Consider the following 6764-nt stretch of genomic DNA (forward strand, 5'->3'; position numbering starts at 1 on the left):
GGCGACCGCGGCCGGTTCCGCGTGGTCGCCGGGGACGACGACACGCACTTCGACGACGTTGGTGCCGTCGCTGGCGGCGATCACAGCACCGCCGGTGTCGGAATGCTGCGCCGCCGCGGCCGCCCCGGCCACCTCGACGGGTGCGGCGCCGGCCAGCGGCGCGCGGTAGTCGTCCCAGTCGAGCCCGGGGTGGCCGATGACCGTGAGCTCGACACCATCGCCCCCGGACCAGACGCAGGGACCGATGAGGGAGCCGGCGGCGCGCGCGATCTCCTCCGCCACCGTCGCCGCGACCATCGTCTCGGCGGTGATGGGCCCGATGACCGCCTCGATGTCGACTTCCCTGGCGACATCGGCGCAGTCCGCCGTCCACCAGCGGTCGTTCGGCACCGCGCGCGAGCCCGCTGCCCCCGCGAGCGGACCGGCGACCGCAGCGGCGGCGGCCATGAGCTGGGCCGGGGGCTCCTGCCATGCCGAGCCGCCGGGGTCCCGCAGGGTCACCAGACCCCACGCGGACGCGGCGGCCACCCCGACCTGGCACCCGTCGCCGCCGGAGGGCTCGCACACCATCGTGTCGAAGGGTGCGGCGATGGCCTCCGCCACGACCCCGGCGGGATAGGCGTCGATGGTGAGGTCGCCGGCATCCCCTGACCAGTCGCAGTGGACGCTGCCGAGGACGGCGTCGACGCGGCTGTCGACGCCGCGGGCACCGCCGAGGACCGCGTCGGCCTCGTCGGGGGGCAGCAGCGCGTCGCAGTCGCCGTCGAAGACGACAACTGCGGGCGTGGCGTCGGGTGACGGCGTGGCGTCCGCGGTGGCCGAGGGCGTCGCGCTCGCGCCGGTCCGGCCCGGTGTCGGCGTCGCGGGCAGTGGCGTCGGCGTGCACGCGGTCAGCAACACGATGACCACCGTGGCGAGCGGCCATACGCATCGCGGACTGTGCATGTCGTCAGCCTAGCCGCGCGATCGGGCCGCGTCAGGGGGTCGGCCGCCGCGCTTCTCCTACACTGTTGGGCGTGCCCGCACGTCGATCCCGACTGACCTCCCGCGACGGACTGCTCGCCGATGCCTTGTCCGCCCTGCGCCGCGACCTCGCCGTGCCGGACGGGTTCCCCGACGCAGCCGTCGCGGACGCCGAGGCGGCGGCGCGCACGGTCCCGGTCGAGCCGGGACCGGACCTGGCAGACCTGCGCGAGATCCCGTTCCTCACGATCGACCCGGCCGGTGCCACCGACCTCGATCAGGCGGTGCACCTGGAGCGCCACCCGGGCGGCGCCGTCCTGCACTACGCGATCGCCGACGTTCCCGCCTTCGTCGGGCCCGACACCGCGTTGGACCACGCGGCCCGTGAGCGGGGACAAACGCTGTACGCGCCCGACGGCCGGGTGCCGCTGCACCCGGAGCTTTTGAGCGAGGATGCCGCCTCGCTCCTGCCCGGACGCGACCGCCGCGCGTTCGTGTGGCGGTTCGAGCTCGATGCCCGTGCCGAGCCGGTGACGACGACACTGACCCGTGCCGTCGTGCGCTCGCGCGCCCAGTGGTCCTATGTCGACGCGCAGGCGGCGATCGACGCCGGGACGGCCGAGCCGACGCTCGCGGCGATGGCGTGGTTCGGGCGCACCCGCGCCGAGCGGGAGGTCGAGCGCGGCGGCGCCAATCTGAATCTCCCCGACATCCGCATCGAACCTCACGGCGACGGGTACCGGCTCGAGCTCGACGAGGGTGTGCCGCTGGAGGAGTGGAACGCGCAGGTGTCGCTGCTGACCGGGATGGCGGCGGCGGCGATCATGCTCGACGGCGGTGTCGGCATCCTGCGCACGATGCCGCCCGCCGCACCCGACGACATCGCCGACTTCCGCGCACAGACGGTCACGCTGGGTCTGCCCTGGCGCGACGACGTCCCCTACGGCGTGTATCTGCAGAGCCTCGACGGGGGGCCGCTGGCTCGCGTCGTGAAGGAACACGCGGCGGCGCTGTTCCGCGGTGCCGGCTACACCACCTTCGACGGCGCGCCGCCGGATCAGACGCTGCAGGCGGCGATCGGGGCCCCCTACGCGCACACCACCGCGCCGCTGCGCCGGCTCGTCGATCGCTGGACGCTCGTCATCTGCGAGGCACTCGTCAACGGCCGCCCGGTGCCGGAGTGGGCGCGGACGAGCCTGGCCTCGATCCCCGAACTGATGGAACGCAGCAACAGGCAGGCCCGTCAGTTCGACTCCGGCGCGCGTGACCGCGTCGAGGCCGCGCTGCTACACCCGCGGGAGGGCGAGATCTTCGAGGCACTCGTCCTGAGCGTGCGCGGCGATGACGCGGACGTCCTGCTGCACGATCCGCCCGTCGAGACCCGCGTGGCCGGACTGACCGCTGCGGCGGGAGCCACCGTGCGGCTGCGCCTGGAACACGCCTCGATCGGCGAAGGCACGGTCCAGTGCACGGCGGTGGCCCCATGACCGGCGACCCGACCGTGCTGCTCACCGGTTTCGGGCCCTTCGCCGGAGACCGGACCAACCCCAGCGGCGAGGCGGTGCAGCGAGTGGCCGCCGAGTGGGGCGATGGCCCCGCCCGATTGGTGACGGCGGTGCTTCCGGTCGCGTTCGACGCGGCGGCGACCGAGATGCGGCAGCTGATCGCCGCCCACCGGCCCGATGTGGTCATCGCGGTGGGGTTGGCCGGAGGGAGGTCGGCGATCGGCATCGAACGGATCGCCGTCAACCTCGCCGACGCCCGGATCCCCGACAACGACGGCGCCCAGCCGATCGACGCACCCTCGATTCCGGGCGCACCTGCCGGCGCGTTCGCGACGCTGCCGGTCAAGGCGATCGCGGCAGCCGTCGCGGCAGCCGGCATCCCCGCCGAGGTCTCGCACACCGCCGGGACGTTCGTGTGCAACCACGTGTTCTTCACGGCGCTGCACGCCGCCGAAGACGCCGCACGCGTGGGGTTCGTCCACGTCCCGTGGGCGACCGGTCAGGCACCGTCGGGGCAGGTCGAGATCCCCCTCGACAACATCGCCCGCGCGCTGCGCATCGCAATCGAGGTGGCCCTCACCCGCCCCACCGACGTGTCCACCATCGGCGGCAGCATCCACTGAGGCGGCACCCGCCCGCGGGGTTCCGACCCACCGATCTACCGCGATATATTGCATATCGTGCCGATTCCCGCCGAGACACTCCCGCCGCGCCCCCTGCTGCGGGACACGGTTCTGGCGCGACTGCGCGACGCCATCGTCGACGGCACCCTCGCGCCCGACGAACAACTGCGCGACAGCGAGCTCGCCACCTGGCTCGGCGTGTCGCGCACGCCGGTCCGGGAAGCGCTGCTGGAACTGTCGCGGGCGGGGCTCGTGCAGGCCGTCCCGGGGAAGTCGACGGTCATCGCCCCCATCGACCCGACGGCGGTGCGCGATGCTCAGAGCGTCGTCGCGGCCATGCACTCCCTCGCCGCCCGCGCCGCCGACACCGACTTCCACGCCGTCGCCCTCGCACGCGCCGGCAATGCGGCGCGCGCGACGTGATCGCTCGGTACGAACCGCTGCTGCGCCGGGTGGAGCGGCTTCGCTTCGGCACCGCCACCGGCGAAGAGTCCGCGCGACGGCACGACCGATTCATCGAGCTGTGCGTGCGCGGCGAGGCCGCGGCCGCCCTGGCGGAACGAACGTGGCACAGCCTCACCTGCACCGGCCCCACCATCGACGAAAGACGATCCACATGACACTGCAGGACTTCCCGCGCCACCCGCTCACCTTCGGCCCCAGCCCCCTCCAGCAGCTCCCCCGCCTCACGCAGCACCTCGGCGGCGCGCAGGTGTGGGCCAAGCGCGAGGACGTCAACAGCGGACTCGCCTTCGGCGGCAACAAAGTGCGAAAACTCGAGTACATCGTTCCCGACGTCCTCGCCAGCGGCGCCGACACGCTCGTCTCGATCGGCGGCTACCAGTCCAACCACACCCGGCAGGTCGCTGCCGTCGCCGCGCACCTCGGGCTGAAAGCGCGCCTCGTGCAAGAGAAGTGGGTGCCGTGGGACGACCCGACCAACGACAAGGTCGGGAACATTCTGCTGTCGCGCATGATGGGCGCCGACTCCCGCCTCGACGACGCCGGCTTCGACATCGGCATCCGCGACTCGTGGCGTCAGGCGCTGCACGAGGTGGAGGATGCCGGCGGCACGCCCTACCCGATCCCCGCCGGCGCGAGCGAGCACCGACTGGGCGGCCTCGGCTTCGCGAAATGGGCGTTCGAGCTGGCCGAACAGGAGAAGCAACTCGGCGTCTTCTTCGACACGATCGTGGTGTGCACCGTCACCGGTTCCACCCACGCCGGCATGATCGCCGGGTTCGCCGCCCTGGAGGAGCTCACCGGGGTGAGGCGGCGCGTGCTCGGCATCGACGCGTCGGCGACGCTCGCGAAGACACGCGAACAGGTCGCCCGCATCGCTCGCAACACCGCCGAGCTGATCGAGGTCGGCCGCGACCTGCGCGACGACGAGATCCAGGTGCTGGAAGGCTGGGCCGGTGACCTCTACGGCATCCCCGTCGAATCCACCATGGCGGCGATGGCGCTCGGCGCTCAGCTGGAAGCGATGATCACCGACCCCGTGTACGAGGGCAAATCGCTCGCGGGCCTGATCGACCTGGTGCGCTCGGGTGACATCGGCAAGGACTCCACCGTCCTCTACGCGCACCTCGGCGGCCAGCCCGCTATCAACGCGTACCACTCTCTCTGGGAGTGAGCCGTCGCGTCAGGCGGTGACGACCTGCGCGGTGCCGGGTGCCGCGTCGGGACCCATCTCGGCGGCGATCCGGTTGGCCTCGTCGATCAGCGTGGCCACGATCTCGGCCTCGGGAACGGTCTTGATGACCTCGCCCTTGACGAAGATCTGGCCCTTGCCGTTGCCGCTGGCCACCCCGAGGTCGGCCTCGCGCGCCTCGCCGGGGCCGTTCACGACGCAGCCCATGACGGCCACCCGCAGCGGCACCGTCAGGTCTTTGAGTCCCTCGGTGACGCTGTCGGCGAGGGTGTAGACGTCGACCTGGGCGCGCCCGCAGGACGGGCACGAGACGATCTCCAGCGTCCGCTCGCGCAGGTTCAGCGACTGCAGGATCTGGTGCCCGACCTTGACCTCTTCGGCCGGCGGCGCCGACAGCGAGACCCGGATCGTGTCACCGATCCCCTCCGCCAGCAGAATGCCGAATGCCGTGGCGCTCTTGATCGTCCCCTGGAACGCGGGCCCGGCCTCGGTGACACCCAGGTGCAGCGGCCAGTCTCCGCGTTCGGCGAGCATGCGGTACGCCTTGACCATGATGATCGGGTCGTTGTGCTTGACGGAGATCTTGAAGTCGTGGAAGTCGTGCTCCTCGAACAGCGACGCCTCCCACACCGCGCTCTCCACGAGCGCCTCGGGTGTCGCCTTGCCGTACTTCTGAAGCAGTCGCTTGTCGAGGGAGCCTGCGTTGACACCGATGCGCAGCGACACGCCGGCATCCTTCGCGGCCTTCGCGATCGCGCCGACGTTGCCGTCGAACTCACGGATGTTGCCCGGGTTGACCCGCACCGCACCGCACCCGGCATCGATGGCCTGGTAGATGTACTTCGGCTGGAAGTGGATGTCGGCGATCACCGGGATCTGGCTCTTGTTCGCGATGACGTGCAGCACGTCGGCATCCTCCGGCCGCGGCACCGCGACGCGCACGATCTCGCACCCGGATGCCGTCAACTCGGCGATCTGCTGCAACGTCGCGTTGATGTTGTGGGTCGGTGTCGTCGTCATCGACTGCACCGTCACCGGCGCGTTCCCGCCGACCAGGACACGCCCGACCGCGATCTGACGGCTCTTGCGGCGGGGGGAGAGCGTTTCGGGGACCTTGGGCATCCCGAGATTGACGGCTGGCACGCATCCAGCCTACGACGCCGGGCCTGCCGCCGGTTCCATCGGACCTCGGCGGTGGCTGTGGTAGTTTCGGCGACATGTCCGCGAACACCATGTGGTGGCCCACCGCCTGAGGCGGTGTGTTCGCGTACGACCTGACACAGTCCGCCCAGGGACGGACTGTCGCCGTGCGGTCCGCCATGACGAAAGCACTTCGATGACCGGTTCGACGCCCCTTGCCGACCTCGCTGCCCTCGCCGACGCGGGGCGGCCGTTCGCTCTCCTCGCCCGCGACGGCGCCACCGTCGAGGTGCTCACCGGCGACATCGTGGACGTGCCCGCGCTCGCCGACATCCCGCTGACCGGCGGGGAGGGCACGCCGCGCGAGGTCCTCGCCCTGGTGCCGTTCCGTCAGATCGTGGAGCGGGGCTTCCGCTGCCGTGACGACCGGACCCCGCTGCGGTGCCTGGTGGTGGACGAGCACGGGTCAGTGCCGCTCGCCACGGCGATGGCGGAGCTGCCCACGGCGCCCATCGGCCTGAAGGACGCCGGCTTCGACATCACCGACGCCGACTACGCCGACATCGTGCGTCGCGTCATCGCCGACGAGATCGGGCGCGGCGAGGGCGCGAACTTCGTCATCCGCCGCGACTTCACCGCGGCCGTCGACGCCGACTCGGTCACCGCCGGGCTCACCTGGTTCCGGGCGCTGCTCGAACACGAGCGCGGGGCCTACTGGACCTTCCTGATCGTCGCCGAGGGGCAGGTCGTGGTCGGGGCGAGCCCGGAGGCGCACGTGAGCGCCGCCGACGGCGTGGTGACGATGAACCCGATCTCGGGGACGTTCCGCCACCCCGCGGGCGGGGCCACGGCCGCGACGCTGTCGGAGTTCCTGTCCTC

At 71.9% G+C, this 6764-nt stretch carries 7 protein-coding genes and 1 pseudogene; 6 read left to right on the top strand and 2 right to left on the bottom strand.

Features of this window, described 5'->3' with window-relative positions; all coding sequences use genetic code 11:
- A pseudogene (locus ACK5KK_RS07720) lies at positions 1-945 on the bottom strand (hypothetical protein); the annotation flags it as partial.
- A 71-nt stretch (positions 946-1016) separates the two neighbouring features.
- Between ACK5KK_RS07720 and ACK5KK_RS07725 the strand changes: the two are divergent.
- The 5 genes from ACK5KK_RS07725 to ACK5KK_RS07745 are packed head-to-tail and all read left to right on the top strand — an operon-like array spanning position 1017 to position 4727.
- A complete protein-coding gene (locus ACK5KK_RS07725; RefSeq protein ID WP_416889505.1) occupies positions 1017-2450 on the top strand; it encodes an RNB domain-containing ribonuclease in 1434 nt (477 codons plus the stop codon).
- A complete protein-coding gene (pcp, locus tag ACK5KK_RS07730; RefSeq protein WP_416889506.1) occupies positions 2447-3091 on the top strand; it encodes a pyroglutamyl-peptidase I in 645 nt (214 codons plus the stop codon). The genes ACK5KK_RS07725 and pcp overlap by 4 nt, the downstream gene beginning before the upstream one ends.
- A gap of 57 nt (positions 3092-3148) precedes the next feature.
- The gene (locus ACK5KK_RS07735) at positions 3149-3514 is read left to right on the top strand and encodes a GntR family transcriptional regulator (protein ID WP_416889507.1); all 366 of its coding nucleotides are present in this window, start codon (positions 3149-3151) and stop codon (positions 3512-3514) included.
- The gene (locus ACK5KK_RS07740) at positions 3511-3711 is read left to right on the top strand and encodes a hypothetical protein (RefSeq protein WP_416889508.1); all 201 of its coding nucleotides are present in this window, start codon (positions 3511-3513) and stop codon (positions 3709-3711) included. The genes ACK5KK_RS07735 and ACK5KK_RS07740 overlap by 4 nt, the downstream gene beginning before the upstream one ends.
- Complete coding sequence (locus tag ACK5KK_RS07745; RefSeq protein ID WP_416889509.1) at positions 3708-4727, top strand: 1-aminocyclopropane-1-carboxylate deaminase; 1020 nt, start codon at positions 3708-3710, stop codon at positions 4725-4727. Before ACK5KK_RS07740 ends, ACK5KK_RS07745 begins: the two co-directional genes overlap by 4 nt.
- A 9-nt stretch (positions 4728-4736) precedes the next feature.
- Here ACK5KK_RS07745 and ispG read toward each other — a convergent pair whose 3' ends face one another.
- Positions 4737-5888, bottom strand: a complete 1152-nt coding sequence (gene ispG, locus ACK5KK_RS07750) for a flavodoxin-dependent (E)-4-hydroxy-3-methylbut-2-enyl-diphosphate synthase (RefSeq protein WP_416889510.1) — start codon at positions 5886-5888, stop codon at positions 4737-4739.
- A 193-nt stretch (positions 5889-6081) separates the two neighbouring features.
- Here ispG and ACK5KK_RS07755 point away from each other — a divergent pair.
- Positions 6082-6764: chorismate-binding protein (locus tag ACK5KK_RS07755; RefSeq protein ID WP_416889511.1), on the top strand; the 683-nt coding region annotated here is incomplete at its 3' end.

The sequence above is a fragment of the Microbacterium sp. genome (assembly GCF_047972865.1).
Classification (GTDB): Bacteria; Actinomycetota; Actinomycetes; order Actinomycetales; family Microbacteriaceae; genus Microbacterium.

Coding starts and splice junctions, on each gene's coding strand:
- pcp (WP_416889506.1), top strand. CDS start 2,447: ATGACCGGCGACCCGACCGTGCTGCTCACCGGTTTCGGGCCCTTCGCC.
- ACK5KK_RS07745 (WP_416889509.1), top strand. CDS start 3,708: ATGACACTGCAGGACTTCCCGCGCCACCCGCTCACCTTCGGCCCCAGC.